The 22,632-nt window shown below is 72.2% G+C and carries 21 protein-coding genes and 1 pseudogene; 15 read left to right on the top strand and 7 right to left on the bottom strand.

Features of this window, described 5'->3' with window-relative positions; translation table 11 throughout:
* Position 1: 1 nt before the first annotated feature.
* The 6 genes from ABD347_RS29000 to ABD347_RS28975 all read left to right on the top strand — a co-directional run bounded on the left by ABD347_RS29000 (position 2) and on the right by ABD347_RS28975 (position 5,914).
* Positions 2-310, top strand: coding sequence for a DUF2469 domain-containing protein (locus ABD347_RS29000; protein WP_005311352.1), 309 nt, complete (start codon positions 2-4; stop codon positions 308-310).
* Positions 311-838: 528 nt separating this feature from the next.
* Complete coding sequence (locus tag ABD347_RS28995; RefSeq protein ID WP_344366768.1) at positions 839-1,201, top strand: YraN family protein; 363 nt, start codon at positions 839-841, stop codon at positions 1,199-1,201.
* The gene (locus ABD347_RS28990; protein ID WP_344366766.1) at positions 1,201-2,814 is read left to right on the top strand and encodes a YifB family Mg chelatase-like AAA ATPase; all 1,614 of its coding nucleotides are present in this window, start codon (positions 1,201-1,203) and stop codon (positions 2,812-2,814) included. The genes ABD347_RS28995 and ABD347_RS28990 overlap by 1 nt, the downstream gene beginning before the upstream one ends.
* Before the next feature lie 174 nt (positions 2,815-2,988).
* Positions 2,989-4,191 carry a DNA-processing protein DprA gene (gene dprA / locus ABD347_RS28985; protein ID WP_344366764.1) on the top strand — a complete coding sequence of 401 codons (1,203 nt, stop codon included), beginning with the start codon at positions 2,989-2,991 and terminating at the stop codon, positions 4,189-4,191.
* 272 nt (positions 4,192-4,463) lie between these two features.
* Positions 4,464-5,300, top strand: coding sequence for an RNA polymerase sigma factor WhiG (gene whiG / locus ABD347_RS28980; RefSeq protein WP_344366762.1), 837 nt, complete (start codon positions 4,464-4,466; stop codon positions 5,298-5,300).
* Positions 5,301-5,353: 53 nt separating this feature from the next.
* Positions 5,354-5,914: a TetR/AcrR family transcriptional regulator gene (locus tag ABD347_RS28975; RefSeq protein WP_344366911.1), complete on the top strand. Its 561-nt coding sequence runs from the start codon at positions 5,354-5,356 to the stop codon at positions 5,912-5,914.
* A gap of 194 nt (positions 5,915-6,108) precedes the next feature.
* On the opposite strand, the gene ABD347_RS28970 is transcribed toward ABD347_RS28975, so the two are convergent.
* Entirely contained in the window at positions 6,109-6,642 is a 534-nt protein-coding gene (locus ABD347_RS28970; RefSeq protein ID WP_344366761.1) for a peptidoglycan DD-metalloendopeptidase family protein, read from the bottom strand.
* A gap of 253 nt (positions 6,643-6,895) precedes the next feature.
* On the opposite strand from ABD347_RS28970, the gene rpsB reads away from it, so the two are divergent.
* The 9 genes from rpsB (at position 6,896) to ABD347_RS28925 (ending at position 16,858) form a co-directional block, all read left to right on the top strand.
* Entirely contained in the window at positions 6,896-7,825 is a 930-nt protein-coding gene (gene rpsB, locus ABD347_RS28965) for a 30S ribosomal protein S2 (RefSeq protein ID WP_344366759.1), read from the top strand.
* Positions 7,826-7,924: 99 nt separating this feature from the next.
* Entirely contained in the window at positions 7,925-8,761 is an 837-nt protein-coding gene (gene tsf, locus ABD347_RS28960; protein ID WP_344366757.1) for a translation elongation factor Ts, read from the top strand.
* A gap of 160 nt (positions 8,762-8,921) precedes the next feature.
* Positions 8,922-9,686 (top strand): UMP kinase, encoded by a 765-nt coding sequence (gene pyrH, locus ABD347_RS28955; protein ID WP_344366755.1) that lies wholly within the window; start codon positions 8,922-8,924, stop codon positions 9,684-9,686.
* A gap of 164 nt (positions 9,687-9,850) precedes the next feature.
* Complete coding sequence (frr, locus tag ABD347_RS28950; RefSeq protein ID WP_344366754.1) at positions 9,851-10,408, top strand: ribosome recycling factor; 558 nt, start codon at positions 9,851-9,853, stop codon at positions 10,406-10,408.
* The gene (locus ABD347_RS28945) at positions 10,408-11,631 is read left to right on the top strand and encodes a phosphatidate cytidylyltransferase (RefSeq protein WP_344366753.1); all 1,224 of its coding nucleotides are present in this window, start codon (positions 10,408-10,410) and stop codon (positions 11,629-11,631) included. Before frr ends, ABD347_RS28945 begins: the two co-directional genes overlap by 1 nt.
* A 140-nt stretch (positions 11,632-11,771) precedes the next feature.
* Positions 11,772-12,884 (top strand): dual-specificity RNA methyltransferase RlmN, encoded by a 1,113-nt coding sequence (rlmN, locus tag ABD347_RS28940; protein WP_344366751.1) that lies wholly within the window; start codon positions 11,772-11,774, stop codon positions 12,882-12,884.
* Between the two features lie 220 nt (positions 12,885-13,104).
* On the top strand, positions 13,105-14,199 hold the full coding sequence (locus ABD347_RS28935) for a thiamine ABC transporter substrate-binding protein (protein WP_344366750.1): 1,095 nt from the start codon (positions 13,105-13,107) through the stop codon (positions 14,197-14,199).
* Between the two features lie 35 nt (positions 14,200-14,234).
* Positions 14,235-15,839 carry an ABC transporter permease gene (locus tag ABD347_RS28930; RefSeq protein ID WP_344366909.1) on the top strand — a complete coding sequence of 535 codons (1,605 nt, stop codon included), beginning with the start codon at positions 14,235-14,237 and terminating at the stop codon, positions 15,837-15,839.
* 2 nt (positions 15,840-15,841) lie between these two features.
* On the top strand, positions 15,842-16,858 hold the full coding sequence (locus ABD347_RS28925) for an ABC transporter ATP-binding protein (protein ID WP_344366748.1): 1,017 nt from the start codon (positions 15,842-15,844) through the stop codon (positions 16,856-16,858).
* A 78-nt stretch (positions 16,859-16,936) separates the two neighbouring features.
* Here the strand turns inward: ABD347_RS28925 and ABD347_RS28920 are convergent.
* The 6 genes and pseudogenes from ABD347_RS28920 to ABD347_RS28895 form a co-directional block, all read right to left on the bottom strand.
* Positions 16,937-17,164 (bottom strand): annotated as a pseudogene (locus ABD347_RS28920) (hypothetical protein); the annotation flags it as partial.
* A gap of 139 nt (positions 17,165-17,303) precedes the next feature.
* A complete protein-coding gene (locus tag ABD347_RS28915; protein WP_344366746.1) occupies positions 17,304-18,419 on the bottom strand; it encodes an LOG family protein in 1,116 nt (371 codons plus the stop codon).
* A 137-nt stretch (positions 18,420-18,556) separates the two neighbouring features.
* Complete coding sequence (locus tag ABD347_RS28910; RefSeq protein WP_344366744.1) at positions 18,557-19,729, bottom strand: hypothetical protein; 1,173 nt, start codon at positions 19,727-19,729, stop codon at positions 18,557-18,559.
* On the bottom strand, positions 19,711-20,442 hold the full coding sequence (locus tag ABD347_RS28905) for an ABC transporter ATP-binding protein (RefSeq protein ID WP_344366743.1): 732 nt from the start codon (positions 20,440-20,442) through the stop codon (positions 19,711-19,713). Before ABD347_RS28905 ends, ABD347_RS28910 begins: the two co-directional genes overlap by 19 nt.
* A 212-nt stretch (positions 20,443-20,654) precedes the next feature.
* Positions 20,655-22,034 carry an aspartate aminotransferase family protein gene (locus tag ABD347_RS28900; protein ID WP_344366741.1) on the bottom strand — a complete coding sequence of 460 codons (1,380 nt, stop codon included), beginning with the start codon at positions 22,032-22,034 and terminating at the stop codon, positions 20,655-20,657.
* A complete protein-coding gene (locus ABD347_RS28895) occupies positions 22,019-22,525 on the bottom strand; it encodes an Lrp/AsnC family transcriptional regulator (RefSeq protein ID WP_344366739.1) in 507 nt (168 codons plus the stop codon). The genes ABD347_RS28900 and ABD347_RS28895 overlap by 16 nt, the downstream gene beginning before the upstream one ends.
* Positions 22,526-22,632 lie beyond the last annotated feature (107 nt).

Raw genomic sequence — 22,632 nt, 5'->3', positions numbered from 1 at the left:
CATGAGCGCCGAGGACCTCGAGAAGTACGAGACCGAGATGGAGCTGAAGCTCTACCGGGAGTACCGCGATGTCGTCGGTCTGTTCAAATACGTGATCGAGACCGAGCGTCGCTTCTACCTCACCAACGATTACGAGATGCAGGTCCATTCGGTGCAGGGCGAGGTGTTCTTCGAGGTTTCCATGGCGGACGCCTGGGTCTGGGACATGTACCGGCCGGCGCGGTTCGTCAAGCAGGTGCGTGTGCTGACCTTCAAGGACGTCAACATCGAGGAGCTCAACAAGAGCGACCTGGAGCTGCCCGGCAGCTGAGCCCCGCCGGCGGTGGGCTGCGGTGGTGCGGTGCGGCTGTGCGGCGCGGTGGTGCGGTGGGCGCGCGGCTGTGCGGCGCGGTGGCGCGGCGGGCGCGCGGTTGTGCGGCCCGGTGGCGCGGTGGGCGCGCGGTGGTGCGGTGCGGCTGTGCGGTGGGCTGCGGCAGTGTGGTGGGTGCAGGCGGTCCGGTGGGCTGAGGCTGTCCGGGAGGTGGGCTCCGGTCGTCCGGGGGACGGCCTTCGCGGGTGGGCTCCAGGGATGGGCTTCCGCGGGTGGGTTGTGGCGGTAGGCCCCGGCAGCCGGGCGGGTGGGCTCCGGTCGTCCGGCGGGTGGGTCGCAGGGGTGATGGGCCGCGGCAGGGGAGCCCGGCCGCCGTCCTGGCGGTGGGCCGGTCCGGTGGCGGGCCGCGCGGGTGGCGTGTCTTTTCACTGCTGTGGGTGACGGGGTTATCCACAGGGCGTCGGTTATCCACCAAGATCCACAAGTCCGGCGCCGACGCGTCACAGTCGGTGCCGGAGGTGGTGCCGAATGAACGCGACGGGGGCCCTGGGGCGGTACGGGGAGGAGCTGGCGGTCCGCCGGCTCGGCGATGCCGGGATGGCGACGCTCGCCCGGAACTGGCGGTGCGGACGGCTCGGCGAGATCGACATCGTCGCCCGTGACGGCGACACGGTGGTCGTCTGCGAGGTGAAGACCCGCAGAGAGGGCGGTTTCGAACATCCCATGGCGGCGGTGACACCCGCCAAGGCCGAGCGTTTGCGGCGGCTGGCAGCCTGCTGGCTGGAGCGGCACGGCGGGCCACCGCCGGGCGGGCTGCGCATCGATCTGGTGGGGGTGCTGCTGCCCCGGCGCGGCGCACCCGTCGTCGAGCATGTGCGGGGAGTGGCCTGATGGGGTTCGCACGCACATGCGCGGTCGCCCTCGTCGGCGTCGAGGGCGTGGTCGTCGAGGTCCAGGCGGACCTGGAGCCGGGCGTCGCGACGTTCGCGCTGGTCGGGCTGCCGGACAAGAGCCTCACGGAGAGCCGTGACAGGGTGAGGGCGGCGATCGTCAACTCGGACGCCGAGTGGCCGCAGAAGAAACTGACGGTCGGGCTCAGCCCGGCCTCCGTACCGAAGAGTGGTTCGGGGTTCGATCTCGCCGTCGCGGCAGCGGTGCTGGGCGCAGCCGAGCGCCTCGACCCCCGGACCATCGCAGACCTGGTCCTCATCGGTGAGCTCGGGCTCGACGGACGGGTCAGACCCGTGCGGGGCGTCCTGCCGGCGGTTCTCGCCGCCGCGGAGGCCGGCTACCAGCAGGTCGTCGTCCCGGAGCAGACGGCGGGGGAGGCCGCGCTGGTGCCGGGCGTCTCAGTCCTCGGCGTCCGGACGCTGCGGCAACTGATCGCCGTACTCGCCGACGAGCCGGTTCCGGAGGAGGAGCCGGACGAGGCGGGGCGGCCCGATGCCATGCTCGCCGGACTGTTGGTCCCCGGTGCCGGCGTGGGCACCGGACTCGGTCCCGACCCGGTCGACGGACCCGACCTCGCGGACGTCGCCGGCCAGCGGGCGGCGCGTGTCGCCCTGGAGGTCGCGGCGGCGGGCGGGCACCACCTGCTGCTGTCCGGACCGCCGGGAGCGGGCAAGACCATGCTGGCCGAGCGGTTGCCGAGCGTCCTGCCGCCGCTGACCCGCCAGGAGGCCCTGGAGGTCACCGCGGTGCACTCCGTGGCGGGCCTCCTGCCGCCGGGCGAGCCGCTGGTGCACCGGCCGCCGTACTGCGCGCCGCACCACTCCGCGACCATGCAGTCGCTGGTCGGGGGCGGCAACGGGCTGCCGAGGCCGGGCGCCGTCTCCCTGGCTCATCGAGGAGTGCTCTTTCTGGACGAGGCGCCCGAGTTCTCCGGCAAGGCGCTGGACGCGCTGCGGCAGCCCCTGGAGTCCGGCCACGTGGTCGTGGCGCGCAGCGCGGGCGTGGTGCGGCTGCCGGCGCGGTTCCTGATGGCGCTCGCGGCCAATCCCTGCCCCTGCGGGCGGCACACCCTGCACGGGGCGGGCTGCGAATGCCCCGCATCGGTGATCCGCCGCTACCAGGCGCGGCTGTCGGGGCCGCTGCTCGACCGGGTCGACCTCCGTGTCGAGGTGGAACCAGTCACCCGCACCGACCTGCTCTCCCAGGGAGGGCGTGGCGAGACGACGGCGGAGGTGGCCGCGCGGGTGCGGGACGCCCGGGCGCGAGCCGCCGCCCGGCTGGACGGCACCCCCTGGAACGTCAACTGCGAAGTGCCCGGCCATGAGCTGCGCACCCGCTGGCAGGTCGCGCCCGGCGCCCTCGCCGCCGCCGAGCGGGACATCGAGCGGGGCCTGCTCACCGCGCGAGGACTGGACCGGGTGCTGAGGGTCGCCTGGACGGTCGCGGACCTCGCGGGACGTGACCGCCCAAGCGCCGATGACGTCCATCTGGCGCTGGAGCTGCGCACCGGGATCGCCCGGGGCGCGCCGATGCCGGTCCGGGAGCCGCTGTGACCCGCCGCGGCCGTCCCGCCCCCGGTCTGGCGGGGATGCCGGGGATGCCGGGGGTGCCACGGGTGCGTGCGAGGGCGGGTGCGGCCGCCGGTGGCGCGCCGGGGCGTCCGGTGAGCCGAAAAAACGGGCCGGGCAGGGGCGGCGGGGGCCGCACGGACACGGGAGGTGGACGGCATGGGACGGGGGAGCGGCATGGCCGGTGGGGTGACCGAGGAGGAGCGACGGGCGCGGGCGGCGTTGACGCGGGTCGTCGAACCGGGTGATGAGCACGGCGGGCGGTGGCTGCGCGAGCTGGGGGCCGTGGGGCTGTTGCGGCGGCTGACGTCCGTGCCGCTGACGTCCGTGCCGTACGAGGACGACGCGCTGACCGGTGTGAGCGACCAGCGCATCCAGGGGTACCGGACGCGGGCGGCCCGTGCCGACCCGGAGCGGGACTTGGCGGCGGTGGAGGCGTGCGGCGGGCGCTTCGTGGTGCCGGGCGACCCGGAGTGGCCGAGTCAGCTCGACGACCTCGGCGATGCCCGGCCCGTGGGGCTCTGGGTGCGTGGCCGGTACGACCTGCGTCGCTGGGCGCTGCGCTCCGTCGCGGTGGTCGGGGCGCGGGCGTGCACGCCCTACGGGGCGCACATGGCGGCGACCCTCGCCTCGGGGCTCGCCGAGCGCGGCTGGGTCGTCGTCTCCGGCGCGGCCTTCGGTGTCGACGGCGCCGCGCACCGGGGTGCCCTGGCCGCCGGCGGCGCGACCGTCGCCGTGCTGGCCTGCGGGGTCGACCGGGCCTATCCGCGTGGCCATGCCGAGCTGATCGGGCGCATCGCCGAACAGGGCCTGGTGGTGGGCGAGTTGCCGCCCGGCTCCCATCCCACCCCGAGCCGGTTCATCCTCCGCAACCGCGTGATCGCCGCCCTCACCCGGGGCACGGTCGTCGTCGAGGCGGAGTACCGCAGCGGGTCCCTGGTGACCGCCCGTGCCGCACAGCGGCTCGGCCGGTTCACCATGGGCGTCCCCGGCCCGGCCACCAGCGGTCTCTCCGCGGGTGTGCACGAGTTGCTGCGCGGCGAGGCGGAGCTGGTCACCGACGCCGCGGAAGTCGCGGAGCTGGTGGGGAACATCGGAGACCTGGCTCCGCAGCGGCGCGGGCCGGTCCTGCCCAGGGACCTCCTCGACCCGGCCGGCGCGCGGGTACTCGAAGCCCTGCCCGCGCGGGGGACGGCCGCCACCGCGAGCGACATCGCGCGTGACGCGGGTACCGCCGTTGACGAGACGCTCGGCAGGCTGTACGAACTCCACGCCCTGGGGTTCGTCGAACGCCACGGCGAGGGATGGCAGTTGACGCGTGAGGCCGTACGTCGCCCGAACACCCGGCGAGGCGGTGCTTGACCCGCAGCAATCGGGTGAAAAAGTGATACCGATGACCTCCGCGGCTCTCTCGGTCGATGCCCCGGGGCCGACGTGCCCGCAGTCGGCCCCGTGGGCCACATTCGAAGATGCGGCCGATGACGTGCACTCATGGAGTCACCATCCAGGGGCCTTCGCTCACCGCGACTCCTCAGTCACGCTACGCTCACCAGAATTACCCCCTCCGCATACCGTCCCCCATCCCCCATTCCCCCGTCCCCCCTCGCACTCAGCAGAACGGCTCAAGGCGACGCATGCCCCAGCACACCTCCGGGTCCGACCGCGCAGCGGTGCCCCCCGCCGCCCGGGGCACCGTGCGCCCGTCCGCGCCCTCGTCGCTCGACGAGCTGTGGCAGTCGTACAAGGACACGGGCGACGAGCGGCTGCGGGAACAGTTGATCCTGCACTACTCGCCGCTGGTGAAGTACGTCGCGGGCCGGGTGAGCGTCGGTCTGCCGTCCAACGTGGAGCAGGCGGACTTCGTGTCGTCCGGGGTCTTCGGGCTCATCGACGCGATCGAGAAGTTCGACATCGGGCGGTCGATCAAGTTCGAGACGTACGCCATCACCCGGATCCGCGGCGCGATGATCGACGAACTCCGGGCCCTGGACTGGATCCCGCGCTCGGTGCGGCAGAAGGCGCGGGCCGTGGAGCGCGCGTACGCCACCCTGGAGGCCCAGCTGCGGCGCACTCCGTCGGAGGGGGAGGTCGCCACGGAGATGGGCATCGCCCTGGAGGAACTGCACGCTGTTTTCAGCCAGTTGTCCCTGGCGAACGTGGTCGCCCTGGAGGAGCTGCTGCACGTCGGCGGCGAGGGCGGCGACCGGCTGAGCCTCATGGACACCCTGGAGGACACCGCCGCCGACGACCCCGTCGAGGTGGCCGAGGGCCGTGAGCTGCGACGGTTGCTGGCCCGTGCCATCAACACCCTGCCGGAGCGGGAGAAGACGGTCGTCACGCTGTACTACTACGAGGGCCTGACCCTGGCCGAGATCGGCAACGTGCTGGGGGTCACCGAGAGCCGTGTCAGCCAGATCCACACGAAGTCGGTCCTCCAGCTGAGAGCGAAGCTGGCCGATGTAGGGCGGTGACGGCGAAGGGGCGGTCGTAAAGTGGAGCCGTGCCCAGGATTCGAGCGGCCTCCGTGGCCGAGCACCGGACCATGCAGCGCGGCGCCCTGCTGGACGCCGCGCGTGCCCTGCTGTCCGAAGGAGGGACGGAGGCGCTGACCTTCCCCGCCCTCGCCGAGCGCACCGGCCTGGCCCGGTCCTCCGTGTACGAGTACTTCCGCTCGCGCGCCGCCGTCGTCGAGGAGCTGTGCGCGGTCGACTTCCCCCTCTGGGCCGCGGAGGTCGAGGCGGCCATGGAGCGGGCGGACACCCCCGACGGCAAGGTCGAGGCGTACGTCCGCGCCCAGCTCGACCTCGTCGGCGACCGGCGTCACCGGGCGGTCGTCGCGATCTCGGCGAGCGAACTGGACGACGGGGCGAGGGAGAAGATCCGCGCGGCCCACGGCGGGCTCGTCGCCATGATCGTCGAGGCGCTGGCCGATCTCGGTCAGGAACAGCCGCGGCTGGCCGCGATGCTGCTCCAGGGCGTGGTCGACGCGGCGGTGCGCCGCATCGAGCTCGGCGCGGCGGAGGACCCCTCGTCCATCGCCGACACGGCCGTCTCGATGGCGCTCCGGGGCGTACGCGGCATCTGACCGCCACCTCCCGAGGGGCCGCGCCGGTGCCCCCGCACGGCCCCCCGCCCGCCCGGTGCCGCCCCCCCCGGGCGGCTTCCGCCCCCGGGGCCTCGTCCACCGGCCCCCGCCGCCCCTGCGCGGCTTCCCCCGGGCCCCGCCCCGCACCGCCCGCCCCTGCGCGCCTCCCCCGGCGGGGGCGTTCCGCACGGCCGTCAGGCGGGGCCGGTCAGGGGCAGCAGGCGCGAGGGCGGGCGGCGGAGCAACGCCGGGGGCAGCAGGGACAAGGGGTCGAGGTAGGCGTCGCCCCGGCGCAGGCCCCAGTGGAGGCACCCGGCCGCGCAGTGTGAGCGGGCTCCGGCGGCCACGACGGCCACCACCTGCCCCGCCGCGACCTCGGCGCCCGGGCGGACCAGGGGGCGGACCGGTTCGTAGGTGGTGCGCAGCGGCGGGGCGCCGGTGGACGGGAGCGTGACCGACAGGACGCCCCGGCCCGCCACCGGGCCCGCGAACGAGACGCGGCCGGCCGCCGCCGCGCGGACCTCGGTGCCCGGCGGGGCGGCCAGGTCCACGCCGCGGTGGCCCGGACCGTACGCCGACGCGGGCGGCTCCCAGCCGCGCACGATCACCGGACGGGGCGGGCCCACCGGCCACACGGCGGGCGGGCCGGCGGCCGGCGGGGACAGGTGGGTCGGCGCGGACAGGTGGGTCAGCACGGACAGGACCAGGGCGAACGCGGTGGAAAGCATGCGCAGAATGTCGCGCAGACGTACGCCACCGCGCTGATCATGGACCCGGCCTGTGGACCACCGGCAGGTTGTGGACAACGCCGTCACCCGGCGCTGTCGTGGTCCCGTACACTTCTTCTGGCGACCCGGGCCACCGGGTCGACTTCGCACGCCCCGCCACCACCCTCAAAAGTCGTGGCAGCGCCCTTCGGTCCACTCGTGGCACGGCGCGTCGGGGCGTCAGGACACAACCGAGAACCAAGGAGATACGGCCATGGCCGTCGTCACGATGCGGGAGCTGCTGGAGAGCGGCGTCCACTTCGGTCACCAGACCCGTCGCTGGAACCCGAAGATGAAGCGCTTCATCTTCACCGAGCGCAACGGCATCTACATCATCGACCTGCTCCAGTCGCTGTCGTACATCGACCGCGCCTACGAGTTCGTCAAGGAGACCGTCGCCCACGGCGGCTCCATCATGTTCGTCGGTACCAAGAAGCAGGCGCAGGAGGCGATCGCCGAGCAGGCGACCCGCGTCGGCATGCCCTACGTCAACCAGCGCTGGCTGGGCGGCATGCTCACCAACTTCTCGACCGTCTACAAGCGCCTTCAGCGTCTGAAGGAGCTTGAGGCGATCGACTTCGAGGACGTCGCGGCCTCGGGTCTGACCAAGAAGGAGCTCCTGGTCCTCTCCCGCGAGAAGGCCAAGCTGGAGAAGACCCTCGGTGGTATCCGCGAGATGCAGAAGGTGCCCAGCGCCGTCTGGATCGTCGACACCAAGAAGGAGCACATCGCCGTCGGTGAGGCGCGCAAGCTCCACATCCCGGTCGTCGCGATCCTCGACACCAACTGCGACCCCGACGAGGTCGACTACAAGATCCCGGGCAACGACGACGCGATCCGCTCCGTCACCCTGCTCACCCGCGTGATCGCCGACGCCGTCGCCGAGGGCCTCATCGCCCGTTCCGGCGCCGCTGCCGGCGACCAGAAGCCGGGCGAGAAGGCCGCCGCCGAGCCGCTGGCCGAGTGGGAGCGCGACCTGCTCGAGGGCGAGAAGAAGGCGGACTCCGACGAGGCCGCCGAGAAGCCGGCCGAGGCCGCTGCGGAGGCTCCGGCCGAGGCCCCGGCCGCCGAGGCCACCGAGGCTGCTCCGGCCGCCGAGGCTCCCGCCGCCGAGGCTCAGGCCGCGGACGCCGAGCAGGCCTGACCTTCAGGGTTCGGATCGACGGCGGGGGCGCGTGTCGCCCCCGCCGTCCACCCGTAGATCTTCGTAGATCTTCCAGACTTCGAAAGAGACTCACAGATCATGGCGAACTACACCGCCGCTGACGTCAAGAAGCTCCGCGAGCTCACCGGCGCCGGCATGATGGACTGCAAGAAGGCGCTCGACGAGGCCGAGGGCAACGTCGACAAGGCCGTCGAGGCGCTCCGCATCAAGGGTCAGAAGGGCGTCGCCAAGCGCGAGGGCCGCTCCGCCGAGAACGGTGCCGTCGTCTCCGTGATCGCCGACGACAACACCTCCGGTGTCCTCGTCGAGCTGAAGTGCGAGACGGACTTCGTCGCCAAGGGCGAGAAGTTCCAGAGCGTCGCCAAGGCGCTCGCCGAGCACGTCGCCAAGACCGCCCCCGCCGACATCGAGGCGCTGCTCGCGTCCGAGATCGAGGCCGGCAAGACCGTCCAGGCGTACGTCGACGAGGCCAACGCCAACCTCGGCGAGAAGATCGTCCTGGACCGCTTCGCGCAGTTCTCCGGCGGTTACGTCGCGGCGTACATGCACCGCACCATGCCCGACCTGCCCCCGCAGATCGGTGTCCTCGTCGAGCTCGACAAGGAGAACGCCGAGATCGCCAAGGGTGTCGCGCAGCACATCGCCGCCTTCGCCCCGAAGTACCTCTCCAAGGACGACGTCCCGGCCGAGGTCGTCGAGGCCGAGCGCCGCGTCGCCGAGGAGACCACCCGCGCCGAGGGCAAGCCCGAGGCCGCGCTCCCGAAGATCGTCGAGGGTCGCCTCAACGGCTTCTTCAAGGACGCCACCCTCCTGGGTCAGCCGTACGCGCTGGACAACAAGAAGTCCGTCCAGAAGGTCCTGGACGAGGCCGGTGTCACCCTGAAGCGCTTCAGCCGCATCAAGGTCGGCATCTGAGCCGGTACGCGCTCGACACGGGATCCCGCTAGGGTTTTCCCAGTGGACGGTCGGTCGCGTCAGCGCCGGCCGGCCACAGATCTGACGAGGAGGCCATTGCCGTAGGGACAACAGCACCCACCGGCAATGGCCTTCTTCGTATGTGCACGAGGAGATCTCCATGAACCAGGGCGCCGCACAGGGCGACGACAACACCGGTAACAAGGCCGGCCGCTTCATGCTGAAGCTGTCCGGCGAGGCGTTCGCCGGCGGTGGTGGCCTCGGCGTCGATCCCGACGTCGTACACGCCATCGCACGCGAGATCGCCGCGGTCGTCCGCGACGGCGCGGAGATCGCGGTCGTGATCGGCGGCGGCAACTTCTTCCGCGGGGCGGAGCTTCAGGTGCGCGGCATGGACCGGGCCCGCTCCGACTACATGGGCATGCTCGGCACGGTCATGAACTGCCTCGCCCTCCAGGACTTCCTGGAGAAGGAGGGCATCGACTCCCGTGTCCAGACCGCCATCACCATGGGGCAGGTCGCGGAGCCGTACATCCCGCTGCGCGCGGTGCGGCACCTGGAGAAGGGCCGCGTCGTGATCTTCGGCGCGGGCATGGGCATGCCCTACTTCTCCACCGACACCACCGCGGCCCAGCGCGCCCTGGAGATCGACGCCGAAGCCCTCCTCATGGGCAAGAACGGGGTGGACGGGGTCTACGACTCCGACCCCAAGACCAACCCGGACGCGGTGAAGTTCGACGCGCTGGAGTACGGCGAGGTGCTCTCCCGCGACCTCAAGGTCGCGGACGCCACCGCCATCACCCTCTGCCGCGACAACAACCTCCCGATCCTCGTCTTCGAGCTGCTCGCGGCCGGCAATATCGCGCGTGCGGTGAAGGGTGAGAAGATCGGCACTCTCGTGAGCGACCAGGGCACCAGGACCTGATCCCGGGCACCAGTACCCGATCCCGGGTCCGGGAACTGCCCGGGGCGCCCCACGAGGGGATGGACAAAGCCCTGCCGGTCGGACACCGTGCAGGGAACAGACGCGACGCAGGTTCCGCAGCCCTTTGCACGCCGGGCCTACTCATAGACACGCAGGAGCAAGTGGTGATCGAAGAGACCCTCCTCGAAGCAGAGGAGAAGATGGAGAAGGCCGTCCTGGTCGCCAAGGAGGACTTCGCCGCGATCCGTACCGGGCGCGCCCACCCGGCCATGTTCAACAAGATCGTGGCCGACTACTACGGCGCCGTCACGCCGATCAACCAGCTGGCGTCGTTCTCCGTTCCGGAGCCCCGCATGGCCGTGGTGACCCCGTTCGACAAGAGCGCGCTGCGCAACATCGAGCAGGCCATCCGCGACTCGGACCTCGGCGTCAACCCGAGCAACGACGGCAACATCATCCGTGTGGTGTTCCCCGAGCTCACCGAGGAGCGCCGCCGCGAGTACATCAAGGTCGCCAAGGGCAAGGCCGAGGACGCCAAGATCTCGATCCGCTCGGTCCGCCGCAAGTCCAAGGAGACGATCGACAAGTTCGTCAAGGACGGCGAGGTCGGCGAGGACGAGGGCCGCCGTGCGGAGAAGGAGCTCGACGACACCACCGCGAAGTACGTCACGCAGGTGGACGAGCTGCTCAAGCACAAGGAAGCCGAGCTGCTCGAGGTCTGATGAACGACTCTTCCTGGGGGGCCCCGCCGAGAGGCGGTCAATGGGGTCCGCCCGACCAGGGGTACCACCCGGGGTTCGCTCCGGCAGCCCCGGCGGGTCCCGCCTACGACGGGCATGAGGCACAGCAGACTCGGCCCATGCCCATCGTGCCCGACGTTCCCGCCGGTGGAGACACCGGCGGAGACCAGGACGACCGCGACCGGGGGACCGCTCCGCTGAGCGGTCCCCCGTTCCGTGACGAGACGCAGCGGCCGGAGCAGGCGCCGTACGACAGGCGGGCGCCGTACGCGCCGGAGCCGCCGTACGCGCCGCGGCCGCAGCCGGAGAATCCGCAGGAGCCCATGCCCAGCCCGCAGTCGGGAGCGCCGCAGCCTCCGGAGCAGCCCGGCCCGCAGAGGAAGCAGAAGAAGCGGGCCGGCCGGGACCTGAGGGCCGCCATAGGGGTGGGCGTCGGTCTCGGCGCGGTGATCGTCGCGTCGCTCTTCGTCGTCAAGGCCGTGTTCGTCGGTGTGATAGCCGTCGCCGTCGTGGTCGGGCTCTGGGAGCTGACCTCCCGCCTTCAGGAGCGCAAGTCCATCAGGGCCCCGCTCGTGCCGCTCGCCGTCGGCGGCGCGGCCATGGTCGTGGCCGGGTACGTACGGGGGCCCGAGGGCGCCTGGGTGGCCATGGCGCTCACGGCGCTCGCGGTGCTCGTGTGGCGGATGACCGAGCCGCCCGAGGGCTATCTGAAGGACGTCACCGCCGGTGTGTTCGCCGCCTTCTACGTGCCGTTCCTGGCGACGTTCGTGGCGCTGATGCTCACCGCCGACGACGGTCCGTGGCGGGTGCTGACCTTCCTGCTCCTGACGGTGGTCAGCGACACCGGCGCGTACGCCGTCGGCTGGCGGTTCGGCAGGCACAAGCTCGCGCCGCGCATCAGCCCCGGCAAGACGCGTGAGGGGCTCCTGGGCGCGGTGGCGTTCGCGATGGCCGCCGGCGCGCTGTGCATGGAGTTCGCCATCGAGGGCGGCACCTGGTGGCAGGGGCTGCTGCTGGGCGTCGCCGTCGCGGCCAGCGCCACGCTGGGCGACCTCGGCGAGTCGATGATCAAGCGGGACCTCGGCATCAAGGACATGGGCACGCTGCTGCCCGGTCACGGCGGCATCATGGACCGGCTCGACTCGCTCCTGCCGACCGCCCCCGTGGTCTGGCTGCTGCTGGTGATCTTCGTCGGAACAGGCTGAACCGCGGTCCGGTTACCCTGGAAGGGCTCGTCGCACGGTCGCGGCGGGCCCTTTCGGCCCCGCGACCCGCGCGGGGATCATCCGGTGAGGTCACCCGGCTCCCGTACCGCGGCCTCGTCCTTGTTGAGGAGTACCAGGTCATGCCACGCCCCGCACCGGGAGAGCTCACCTTCGTCGCCCCGCGCGGAGCCAAGAAGCCACCGCGCCACCTCGCCGACCTGACGCCCGCCGAGCGCAAGGAGGCCGTCGCCGCGATCGGTGAGAAGCCGTTCCGCGCCAAGCAGCTGTCCCAGCACTACTTCGCGCGGTACGCGCACGACCCGGCCGAGTGGACGGACATCCCCGCCGCCTCCCGCGAGAAGCTCGCCGCGGAGCTGCTGCCCGACCTGATGTCGGTCGTCCGCCACATCTCGTGCGACGACGACACCACCCGTAAGACGCTGTGGCGACTGCACGACGGCACCCTCGTCGAGTCCGTCCTGATGCGGTATCCCGACCGCGTCACCATGTGCATCTCCTCCCAGGCCGGCTGCGGCATGAACTGTCCGTTCTGCGCCACCGGCCAGGCCGGGCTCGACCGGAACCTGTCCACGGCCGAGATCGTGCACCAGATCGTCGACGGGATGCGGGCGCTGCGGGACGGCGAGGTGCCGGGAGGACCCGCCCGCCTCTCCAACATCGTCTTCATGGGCATGGGCGAGCCGCTCGCCAATTACAAGCGCGTCGTCGGTGCCGTCCGCCGCCTCACCGACCCCGAGCCGGACGGGCTCGGGCTCTCGCAGCGCGGCATCACCGTCTCGACGGTCGGCCTCGTCCCCGCGATGCTCCGCTTCGCCGACGAGGGCTTCAAGTGCCGCCTCGCCGTGTCGCTGCACGCCCCCGACGACGAACTGCGCGACACCCTCGTCCCCGTGAACACGCGCTGGAAGGTCCGGGAGGTGCTCGACGCCGCCTGGGAGTACGCGGAGAAGTCCGGCCGCCGGGTGTCCATCGAGTACGCCCTGATCCGTGACATCAACGACCAGGCCTGGCGTGGCGACCTCCTGGGCCGGCTGCTCAAGGGCAAGCGCGTCCACGTCAACCTGATCCCGCTCAACCCCACCCCGGGGTCGAAGTGGACCGCGTCCCGGCCCGAGGACGAGAAGGCGTTCGTCGAGGCGATCGCCGCCCATGGCGTGCCGGTCACCGTCCGTGACACCCGTGGTCAGGAGATCGACGGTGCCTGTGGACAGCTCGCGGCCGCCGAGCGGTGAGCTTGTAGTCTGAGGTCGAACACACCTGCATATTCCGACAGGGGAGCGCCACAGCGCTGAGAGTGCGGCACCGTCAGGCCGCAGACCCTCTGAACCTCGCCCAGGTCATTCTGGGTAGGAAGTTCGGTCGTTACTCAAGCTGTTGCGCCCTGCCCACTCCCCGGAAAAGGGGGGTGGGCGGGGCCGCGTCTCTTCCTGGTCACACCCAGGAGGAATCTCAGTGAGCACCACCAGGAAAATCGCGGCCGGCACCCTCGCCGCCGCGCTCGGCGTCACGACACTCACCGCCTGCGGCGGTGACTCCGGCAAGGACGCCGGTGACGGCGGTACGAAGCCCAAGACCGTGACGCTCGTCAGCCACGACTCCTTCAACGCCACCCCGGCGGTCCTGAAGGAGTTCACCCGGCAGACCGGCTACACCGTCAAGGTCCTCAAGAGCGGCGACGCCGGCGAGGCCGTCAACAAGGCGATCCTCACCAAGGGCGCCCCGCAGGGCGACGTCTTCTTCGGCGTCGACAACACCCTCCTCTCCCGGGCGCTCGACCACGGTCTCTTCGAGCCGTACGAGGCCAAGGGCCTGGACCGGGTCCCCGAGGCCGTACAGCTGGACAAGGGCAAGCACCGCGTCACGCCCGTCGACACCGGCGAGATCTGCGTCAACTACGACAAGAAGTACTTCGCGGACAGGAAGCTCGCGCCGCCGCAGACCTTCGACGACCTCGCCGAGCCCGCCTACAAGGACCTGCTCGTCGTCGAGAATCCCGAGCGGTCCTCGCCCGGTCTGGGCTTCCTGCTCGGCACGGCCGCCCGGTACGGCGACGACGGCTGGCAGGACTACTGGAAGAAGCTGAAGGCCAACGGCGTCAAGGTCGTCGACAGCTGGGAGCTCGCCTACAACCAGGAGTTCTCCGGTTCGGCCGGCGGCAAGCAGGCCAAGGGCGACCGGCCGCTCGTCGTGTCCTACGCCTCCAGCCCGCCCGTCGAGGTGCTGTACGCCGAGCCGCAGCCCGCCGAGGCCCCGACCGGCGTCTCCACCGGCACGTGCTTCCAGCAGACCGAGTTCGCCGGTCTGCTGACCGGTGCGAAGAACCCCGACGGCGGCAAGGCCCTCATCGACTTCCTGATCGGAAAGAAGTTCCAGGAGGACATGCCGCTGCAGATGTTCGTGAACCCGGTGGCGAAGGACGCCGAGCTCCCGGAACTGTTCACCAAGCACGGCGCCCAGGTGGAGAAGGTGTACACCGTCGCGCCCGAGAAGATCGCCGAGAACCGTGACCAGTGGATCCAGACGTGGTCCTCGCTCGTCCTGAAGTAGGCACCTTCAAGCGCGGCGCGCCGCGGGCGGGACTCATGGTCCTGCCCGTAGTGTTCTTCGCCGTCTTCTTCGCCTACCCCGTCGCCGCGATCGTCGGGCGCGGGCTGAGGGCGGACGACGGCGGCTGGCGCTTCGGGCGGCTCGGCGAGGTGCTGGGCCGCCCCGACATCCTGGACGTGCTGTGGTTCACCACCTGGCAGGCGCTCGCCTCCACCGCGCTCACCCTGCTGATCGCGCTGCCCGGCGCGTACGTCTTCGCCCGCTTCGACTTCCCCGGCAAGGCGCTGCTGCGGGCGGTCGTCACCGTGCCGTTCGTCCTGCCGACCGTCGTCGTCGGCACCGCGTTCCTCGCGCTCCTCGGCCGGGGCGGGCTCCTCGACGAGCGGTGGGGCGTACGGCTCGACACGACCGTGTGGGCGATCCTCCTCGCGCACGTCTTCTTCAACTACGCGGTCGTCGTCCGGACGGTCGGCGGCCTCTGGTCCCAGCTCGACCCGCGCCAGGAGGAGGCCGCCCGGGTCCTCGGCGCCTCGCGCCTCGGCGCCTGGCGGCGGGTGACCCTGCCGGCGCTCGGGCCCGCCGTGGCCGCCGCCGCGCTGATGGTGTTCCTCTTCACGTACACCTCCTTCGGCATCGTGCAGATCCTCGGCGGGCCCGCGTACCGCACGCTGGAGGCGGAGGTCTACCGGCAGACCGCGCAGCTGCTCGACCTGCCGACGGCGGCCGTGCTCACGCTCGTGCAGTTCGCCGCGGTCGGCGCGATCCTCGCCGTCCACGCCTGGACGGTACGGAAGCGGGAGACCGCGCTGAGGCTGGTGGACGCGGGCTCGACCGCCCGCCGCCCGCGTGGTGCCGGGCAGTGGGCGCTGCTCGGCGCCGTCCTCGTGACGATCGTGCTGCTGCTCCTGCTGCCCCTCGGGGTGCTCGTCGAGCGGTCCTTCGACGGGGGCCTCGGCTATTACCGGGCGCTCCAGGACGTGGACGCGGCCGGCGGGACGTTCCTGGTGCCGCCCCTGGAGGCGGTCGGCAACTCGCTGGAGTACGCCGTCGCCGCGACCGGGATCGCCCTGCTGGTCGGCGGGCTCGCCGCCGCCGCGCTCGCCCGGCGGGCCGGGCGCCTCGTACGCGGCTTCGACGCGCTGCTGATGCTGCCGCTCGGCGTGTCCGCCGTGACCGTCGGCTTCGGGTTCCTGATCGCGCTGGACGAGCCGCCGCTCGACCTGCGCTCGTCGTGGATCCTGGTGCCGCTCGCCCAGGCCCTGGTCGGGGTGCCCTTCGTCGTCCGGACCATGCTGCCCGTACTGCGCGCCGTGGACGTGCGGCTGCGCGAGGCGGCGGCGGTGCTCGGCGCCTCGCCGTGGCGGGTGTGGCGCGAGGTGGACCTGCCGCTGGTGGGGCGGGCCCTCGCGGTGGCCGCCGGTTTCGCGTTCGCCGTGTCGCTGGGCGAGTTCGGGGCGACCGTGTTCATCGCCCGCCCCGACAACCCGACCCTCCCGGTCGCGGTCGCCCGGCTGCTCGGCCGGCCCGGCGAACTCAACTACGGCCAGGCCATGGCCCTGTCCACGATCCTGATGGTGGTGTGCGCGGTGGCCCTGCTGCTGCTCGAACGTATCCGTGTCAACCGGTCCGGGGAGTTCTGACCATGCTCGCTCTTCAGGACGTGACCGTACGCTTCGGAGCACGCGCCGCCGTGGACGCGGTGTCGCTGGACGTCGCCGACCACGAGATCGTGTGCGTGCTCGGGCCGAGCGGCAGCGGCAAGTCGACCCTGCTGCGGGTGGTGGCCGGGCTCCAGCCGGTGGACGCGGGCCGGGTGCTGCTGGACGGCGCCGACCAGACCGGCGTGCCGGTGCACCGGCGCGGCGTCGGGCTGATGTTCCAGGACCACCAGCTGTTCCCGCAGCGGGACGTGGCCGGCAACGTCGCGTTCGGGCTGCGCACCCGCGGCACCGCGCGCAAGGAGCAGGCCTCCCGGGTGACGGAGCTGCTGGACCTCGTCGGCCTGCCCGGCGCCGGACGGCGGGCCGTCGCCGCGCTGTCCGGTGGCGAGCAGCAGCGCGTCGCGCTCGCGCGGGCGCTGGCGCCCCGCCCCCGGCTGCTGATGCTCGACGAACCGCTCGGCCAGCTCGACCGGGGGCTGCGCGAGCGGCTCGTGGTCGAGCTGCGGCAGCTGTTCGGCCGGCTCGGCACCACGGTGCTCGCCGTCACGCACGACCAGGGCGAGGCGTTCGCGCTCGCCGACCGGGTCGTCGTCATGCGCGACGGACGCGTCGCCCAGAGCGGTACGCCGCTGGAGGTCTGGCAGCACCCGGCCTCCGAGTTCGTCGCCCGGTTCCTGGGCTTCGACAACGTGGTCGCGGCGACGGTGACCGGCGAGGCGGCCGACACGGTGTGGGGCAAGCTCCCGGTGCCGGGCGGGTCGGCGCGGGGAGCGGCCCAGGTGCTGGTGCGGCCCGCCGGCGTCCGGCTCGGCGACCCCGCCGACGGACTGCGGTGCACGGTCGAGGCCCGTACGTTCCGGGGCCACCACGTGGCGGTGCGGCTCCGGCCGGAGTCCGGCCCCGCCCTGGAGGCCACGTGCGCGCTGCGGGACGCGCCGGAGCAGGGGGCGGTGGTCGGCGTCACCTTCGCGGCGGACGAGGTCGTGGTCCTCGGCTGACCCGGTGCCGCGCGGGGGCGGCCGCGGTGATCGTGGCACCTGTCATGAGCCGCAGCCGGGGGCCCGTGAGGGCGCGGCTCAGCCCACGCGGGCGAGTTCCCCGGGCTCTTCCTCCGCACCGCGCGGCGGCTCGGACTCCGGCGCGCCGAACCACGCCACCGCGACCGCTCCCGCCACCGCCAGCACGAACCCCAGGACGGCCAGCCACGCGAGGCCCGGCCGGGACGCGTCCCCCAGCCACAGCACACCGATCATGCCCGGCAGCACCGTCTCGCCGACGACCAGCGCCGCCGTCGCCCCGTTGACTTGCGGCTACCGGGCCGGTGGGAAGGCCCGTCCGATGGCGCCGGGGACGTCAGCGGCGCAACAACGCCCGGACGAAGTCCTCCTGGACCTGGCGTCAACGTGCCAGCGGCTCCGGCGTCTCCTTGCTCAGCGCGTCGCCTCAGCGCTCACCGAGCCTGCGCAGGGCTTCCGGGGCCTCGGCAACGCTGTCGACCAGGGCGATGCGCGGCTCCATGGGGCGGCCCGCCGCGAGGGAGCGCAGCAGTGGCCAGGCGGGCAGGTGCTCGGTCCAGTGGGTCCGGTTGACCAGGACCATGGGGGTCGGTTCGCCGCGGGACTCGTAGTAGTTGGGGGTCGCGTTGTCGAAGATCTCCTGGACGGTGCCGGCGGCGCCGGGGAGGAAGACGACGCCCGCGTCGCAGCGGGCCAGCAGGCCGTCCTCCCGGGTGGCGTTGGCGAAGTACTTCGCGATGCGGGACGCGAACGCGTTCGGTGGCTCATGGCCGTAGAACCAGGTCGGGATGCCCACCGAGTCACCGCCCCCGGGCCAGCGGGACCGCACCTCGAAGGCCGCCCGCGCCCAGTCGCCCACGGACGGTACGAACGACGGCTCCTTGCCGAGCAGCAGCAACGCCTCCTCCAGCATGGCGTCGTCGAACGGTGCGGCGTACGCGCCCAGGTTGGCCGCCTCCATGGCGCCGGGCCCGCCGCCCGTGGCGACGGTCAGCCCGGCGCGGGCGAGGGTCCGGCCCAGCCGGGCGGCGCCGGCGTACGCGTCCGTGCCACGCGCCATGGCGTGGCCGCCCATCACCCCGACCACGCGCGCCCCGGCGAGGTGCTCGTCTAGCGCGTCGGAGACCGAGTCGTCGTGCACGGCCCGCAGCATCGACCCGAAGATGTCGCCGTCCGCCTTCGTCCGCTGGAACCAGGCGTACGCCAGAGCGTCCGGCGTCCCCTCGTACCCCTGCTCCGCGAGGCCCGCGAAGAGGTCGTCGGGGGAGTACAGCGTTCCCCGGTACGGGTCGAACGGCAGGTCCGGCACGGGCGGGAAGACGAGCGCCCCCTCGGCACGCGCCTTCGCCGCGGCGTCCGGCTCCATCCGGCAGCCTAGGAACACGGCGCCCGTCGCGGGGAGGGCGAGCAGCGCGCTCGTACGCTCCCTCAGGTCGACGGACTGGAGGCGGTACCCGACGAGGCTGCCGCGCGCGGCCACCTCGTCGAACTCCTGGAGCGTCTCGATCTCCCGGTCGTGGCCGTGCCTGGGTGTGTGCGCCATGCCGCCACGATAGTCACCGTCCTCCCGCCCCCGGTACGGCGGACGTCCGGCGCCGCGCCCGGCCCCCGAGGCCCCGGCACCCGGTCACACGGGCCGCCGCAGGGCCGCACGGCCCCCGGATCAGGGCTCCGGGGGTCCTACCGCCGCAGCGGCAGCGCCGCCAGTTCCGCGATCGCCCAGGTCAGGGGGGCGAACACCATCAGCAGCGCCAAGGCCCGCATGCCCACGGCCAGCCGGAGAGTGGAGGCCGAGGCACCCAGGCGCAGCAGCGCGTCCTTCGTGGAGACGCGGGTCTGCCGGGACTCCAGCGCCGCGGTCAGCAGCGTCGCCGTGGTGCACGCCATGACCAGCGCCGCGCCCAGCCCCGTCAGGGGGCCGAACGGCTGGGCGCCGCCCGTCCCGTACAGCGTCGTCGCCCCGATCGTCGCCGACGCCACCGCGCACGCCACACCCAGCGGTCGGCCGATGCGCCGCGCCTCGTCCATCAGCGCGCGGCCCGCCAGCAGCCGGGTCACACCCGGACGGAACGTCTGGAGCAGCCGCCCGGTCAGGTGCGTGAGGCCCGGCCCCGCGACGGCGAGGCCCACCGCGGTGAGCGCCCAGCCCGCCAGCACGCCCACCGGGCCGCCGCCGAGGCCCCCCGGCAGCGGCAGTGCCGCCGCCCCGCCGCCCTGCCCCCGGGAGGCGTACGTCTCGACCGCCACGCCCAGCGCGACCAGGGCCACGCCCCAGGGCAGCCCGTTCGGCGGGGCCGCCGGGGCGGGTTCGGCGGTGTCGGGGTCGTCGTCCAGGACCGCCTTGCGGCGCGGTCGCAGTGTCAGGGCGGCGGACGTGGACGCGACGACCGGCACGATCGCGAGCAGCGTCAGCGCGCCCGCGAGCGGCAGCGGCCGTCCCGCGCCCAGCAGTTCGGCGGCGGCGCCGTCGAACGGCAGGCCCGTGAGGTCGCCGCGCAGGTGCAGGAAGACGAGCAGCGCGACCATCGAGCCGAGGGTGCAGGACACGGCGGTCGACGCGGCGGCGACCGCGGCGAGCCGGGCCGGGCCCAGGCCGATCGCCGACAGCCCGGGGCGCGGCCGGGTGGTCGGGTCGGTACGGGCGACGGCGACCGCGAAGTGCACGGTGGCGGCGAGCGGCAGCACGCACCAGGCCAGGCGGGCCAGGGCCGCCCGCGACTCGCCGGGGTGCCCGACCGCGTACCCGAGGGTGCACAGCAGCAGGAAGCCGACCCCCGCCGACGCGGCCGCGACGAGCAGCCGGCGCAGGAGCACCAGGGGATGGGCGCCGCGGGCTAGACGGAGAGCGAGCACGCGTCGCGGCCCTCCGCTCCGTCGAGCTGTTGTACGGAGTTGACCCGTCGCCCGTCGAGCAGGTGCGCCGTGCGGTCGGCGAGGGCCGCGACCTGCGGGTCGTGCGTGGCGAGCAGGACGGTGATCCGGTGCGAGCGGGCCGCGGCCGTCAGGGTGCGCAGCACCTGGGCGCCGTCGGCGCGGTGGAGGGGCGCGGTCGGTTCGTCGGCGAACAGCACGGACGGCATGGTCACCAGGGCGCGGGCGATGGCGACGCGCTGGCGCTGGCCGTGGAGGAGGGCGTGCGGCCGTTTGCGGGCGCAGTCGCCGGCGTCGAGCCGCTCCAGCCAGTCGAGGGCGGCGGCCTTGGCGGCGCGGCGGGAGGTGCCGCGGAGCATCAGCGGCAGGGCGGTGTTCTCCCAGGCGGTGAGCTCCGGGACGAGGTCGGGGGCGGGGCCGATCCAGCCGAACCGGTCGCGGCGCAGCCGTTCGCGCTGGAGCGGGGTCATGGTGTGGACGGGGGCGCTGTTGAACCAGACTTCACCGTCGCGGGGGACGAGACGGCCGGACAGGCAGCGCAGGAGTGTCGTCTTGCCGCTTCCCCGGGGGCCGCTGACCGCGAGGATCTCGCCCTCGCGCACGCCGAGGGAGACGCCTTGGAGCGCGGGGGAGCCGTTGTGGGAGTGGTGCAGGGCGCGTGCCCAGAGCACGTCGTTGTCCGGCGGGGCCACCATGGCGTACACCTCGGTATCGGTTCTGATGTGTCGTTTCCCCGTACGGTGTTCCCCCGTACGGCGGAACGATGGTAGGGCGGATCGGTCACAGGAACCGTAGGTATTGGCGAGCCGGGTGTCAGGACAGCACACGGCCCGGGTCCGCCCATCTCACTCGGATGGGGCAGGACCCGGGCCGCGTTCAGCCTACGATCGGACGATCACGCCGAGGGTCACAGCTTCGTCCAGGCCTCGGTGAGGGTGGCCCGGAGGATCTGCTCGATCTCGTCGAACGTGGACTGGTCGGACACCAGCGGCGGCGCCAGCTGCACGACCGGGTCGCCGCGGTCGTCGGCGCGGCAGTACAGGCCGTTGTCGTACAGCGCCTTGGAGAGGAACCCGTACAGGACGCGCTCGGTCTCCTCGTCGTTGAACGACTCCTTGGTCGCCTTGTCCTTGACGAGCTCGATGCCGTAGAAGAAGCCGTTGCCGCGGACGTCGCCGACAATCGGCAGGTCGTACAGCTTCTCCAGCGTGGCGCGGAAGGCGCCCTCGTTGTCCAGGACGTGCTGGTTGAGGTTCTCGCGCTCGAAGATGTCGAGGTTGGCGAGGCCCACGGCCGCCGAGACCGGGTGGCCACCGAAGGTGTAGCCGTGCAGGAAGGTGTTGTCACCCTTGTAGAACGGCTCCGCGAGGCGGTCGGAGATGATGCACGCGCCGATCGGGGAGTAGCCCGAGGTCATGCCCTTGGCGCAGGTGATCATGTCCGGTACGTAGTCGAACTTGTCGCAGGCGAACATCGTGCCGAGGCGGCCGAAGGCGCAGATGACCTCGTCGGAGACGAGCAGCACGTCGTACTGGTCGCAGATCTCGCGCACGCGCTGGAAGTAGCCGGGCGGCGGCGGGAAACAGCCACCGGCGTTCTGCACCGGCTCCAGGAAGACCGCGGCGACGGTCTCCGGGCCCTCCATCAGGATCTGCTGCTCGATCTGGTCGGCGCACCAGCGGCCGTAGGCCTCCGGGTCGTCGCCGAAGAGCGGGGCGCGGTAGATGTTGGTGTTCGGCACCTTGTGCGCACCGGGCACCAGCGGCTCGAAGGGGGCCTTCAGGCCCGGCAGTCCGGTGATGGACAGGGCGCCCTGCGGGGTGCCGTGGTAGGCGACCGCACGGGAGATGACCTTGTGCTTGGTGGGCTTGCCCACCAGCTTGAAGTACTGCTTCGCCAGCTTCCAGGCGGTCTCGACCGCCTCGCCGCCGCCGGTGGTGAAGAAGACCTTGTTCAGGTCGCCGGGGGCGTGGTGCGCGATGCGCTCGGCCAGCTCGACGGCCTTCGGGTGGGCGTAGGACCACACCGGGAAGAAGGCAAGCTCCTGGGCCTGCTTGTAGGCCGTCTCGGCGAGCTCGGTCCGGCCGTGTCCGGCCTGGACCACGAACAGGCCGGCGAGGCCGTCGAGGTAGCGCTTGCCCTTGTCGTCGAAGATGTAGGTGCCCTCGCCGCGGACGATGGTCGGGACGGGGCTGTTCTCGTACGACGACATGCGGGTGAAGTGCATCCACAGGTGGTCGTAGGCGGTCTTGGAGAGGTCCTTGCTCACGGCTATCGGGTTCCCCACATATAGGTCTGCTTCTTGAGCTTGAGGTAGACGAAGCTCTCGGTGGAGCGCACGCCGGGGAGAGTGCGGATGCGCTTGTTGATCACATCCAGGAGGTGGTCGTCGTCCTCGCAGACGATCTCCACCATCAGGTCGAAGGAGCCCGCGGTCATCACCACGTACTCGCATTCGGCCATGGCCGTCACCGCGTCCGCCACCTGCTCCACGTCACCCTCGACGTTGATGCCGACCATCGCCTGACGGCGGAAGCCGACGGTGAGGGGGTCGGTGACGGCGACGATCTGCATGACGCCCTGATCGAGGAGCTTCTGGACGCGCTGTCGCACGGCCGCTTCGGACAGGCCCACGGCCTTGCCGATGGCGGCGTACGGACGGCGACCGTCCTCCTGGAGCTGTTCGATGATCGCCAGGGATACGGCGTCGATCGTCAGTGACGATCCGTTCCCGGTCCTGGAATCTGCGCTTCGACTGGCCACGTCTTCACTGTGCACCGAGTCTCGTCACTCGCGCAACCCCAGATCGAGGAAATTCGTTGTTCTGGAGATCGATTCCCACTGAATCCGAAGTCGTGGGGCGTCGGCCCTGTCGGAATCGTCGC

This window comes from Streptomyces gobitricini (assembly GCF_039532985.1).
GTDB classification, from domain to species: Bacteria; Actinomycetota; Actinomycetes; order Streptomycetales; family Streptomycetaceae; genus Streptomyces; species Streptomyces gobitricini.
This window is presented reverse-complemented; position numbering and strand designations above follow the sequence as displayed.

Coding starts and splice junctions, on each gene's coding strand:
- ABD347_RS29000 (WP_005311352.1), top strand. CDS start 2: ATGAGCGCCGAGGACCTCGAGAAGTACGAGACCGAGATGGAGCTGAAG.
- ABD347_RS28995 (WP_344366768.1), top strand. CDS start 839: ATGAACGCGACGGGGGCCCTGGGGCGGTACGGGGAGGAGCTGGCGGTC.
- ABD347_RS28990 (WP_344366766.1), top strand. CDS start 1,201: ATGGGGTTCGCACGCACATGCGCGGTCGCCCTCGTCGGCGTCGAGGGC.
- dprA (WP_344366764.1), top strand. CDS start 2,989: ATGGGACGGGGGAGCGGCATGGCCGGTGGGGTGACCGAGGAGGAGCGA.
- whiG (WP_344366762.1), top strand. CDS start 4,464: ATGCCCCAGCACACCTCCGGGTCCGACCGCGCAGCGGTGCCCCCCGCC.
- ABD347_RS28970 (WP_344366761.1), bottom strand. CDS start 6,642: ATGCTTTCCACCGCGTTCGCCCTGGTCCTGTCCGTGCTGACCCACCTG.
- rpsB (WP_344366759.1), top strand. CDS start 6,896: ATGGCCGTCGTCACGATGCGGGAGCTGCTGGAGAGCGGCGTCCACTTC.
- tsf (WP_344366757.1), top strand. CDS start 7,925: ATGGCGAACTACACCGCCGCTGACGTCAAGAAGCTCCGCGAGCTCACC.
- pyrH (WP_344366755.1), top strand. CDS start 8,922: ATGAACCAGGGCGCCGCACAGGGCGACGACAACACCGGTAACAAGGCC.
- ABD347_RS28945 (WP_344366753.1), top strand. CDS start 10,408: ATGAACGACTCTTCCTGGGGGGCCCCGCCGAGAGGCGGTCAATGGGGT.
- rlmN (WP_344366751.1), top strand. CDS start 11,772: ATGCCACGCCCCGCACCGGGAGAGCTCACCTTCGTCGCCCCGCGCGGA.
- ABD347_RS28930 (WP_344366909.1), top strand. CDS start 14,235: ATGGTCCTGCCCGTAGTGTTCTTCGCCGTCTTCTTCGCCTACCCCGTC.
- ABD347_RS28925 (WP_344366748.1), top strand. CDS start 15,842: ATGCTCGCTCTTCAGGACGTGACCGTACGCTTCGGAGCACGCGCCGCC.
- ABD347_RS28915 (WP_344366746.1), bottom strand. CDS start 18,419: ATGGCGCACACACCCAGGCACGGCCACGACCGGGAGATCGAGACGCTC.
- ABD347_RS28905 (WP_344366743.1), bottom strand. CDS start 20,442: ATGGTGGCCCCGCCGGACAACGACGTGCTCTGGGCACGCGCCCTGCAC.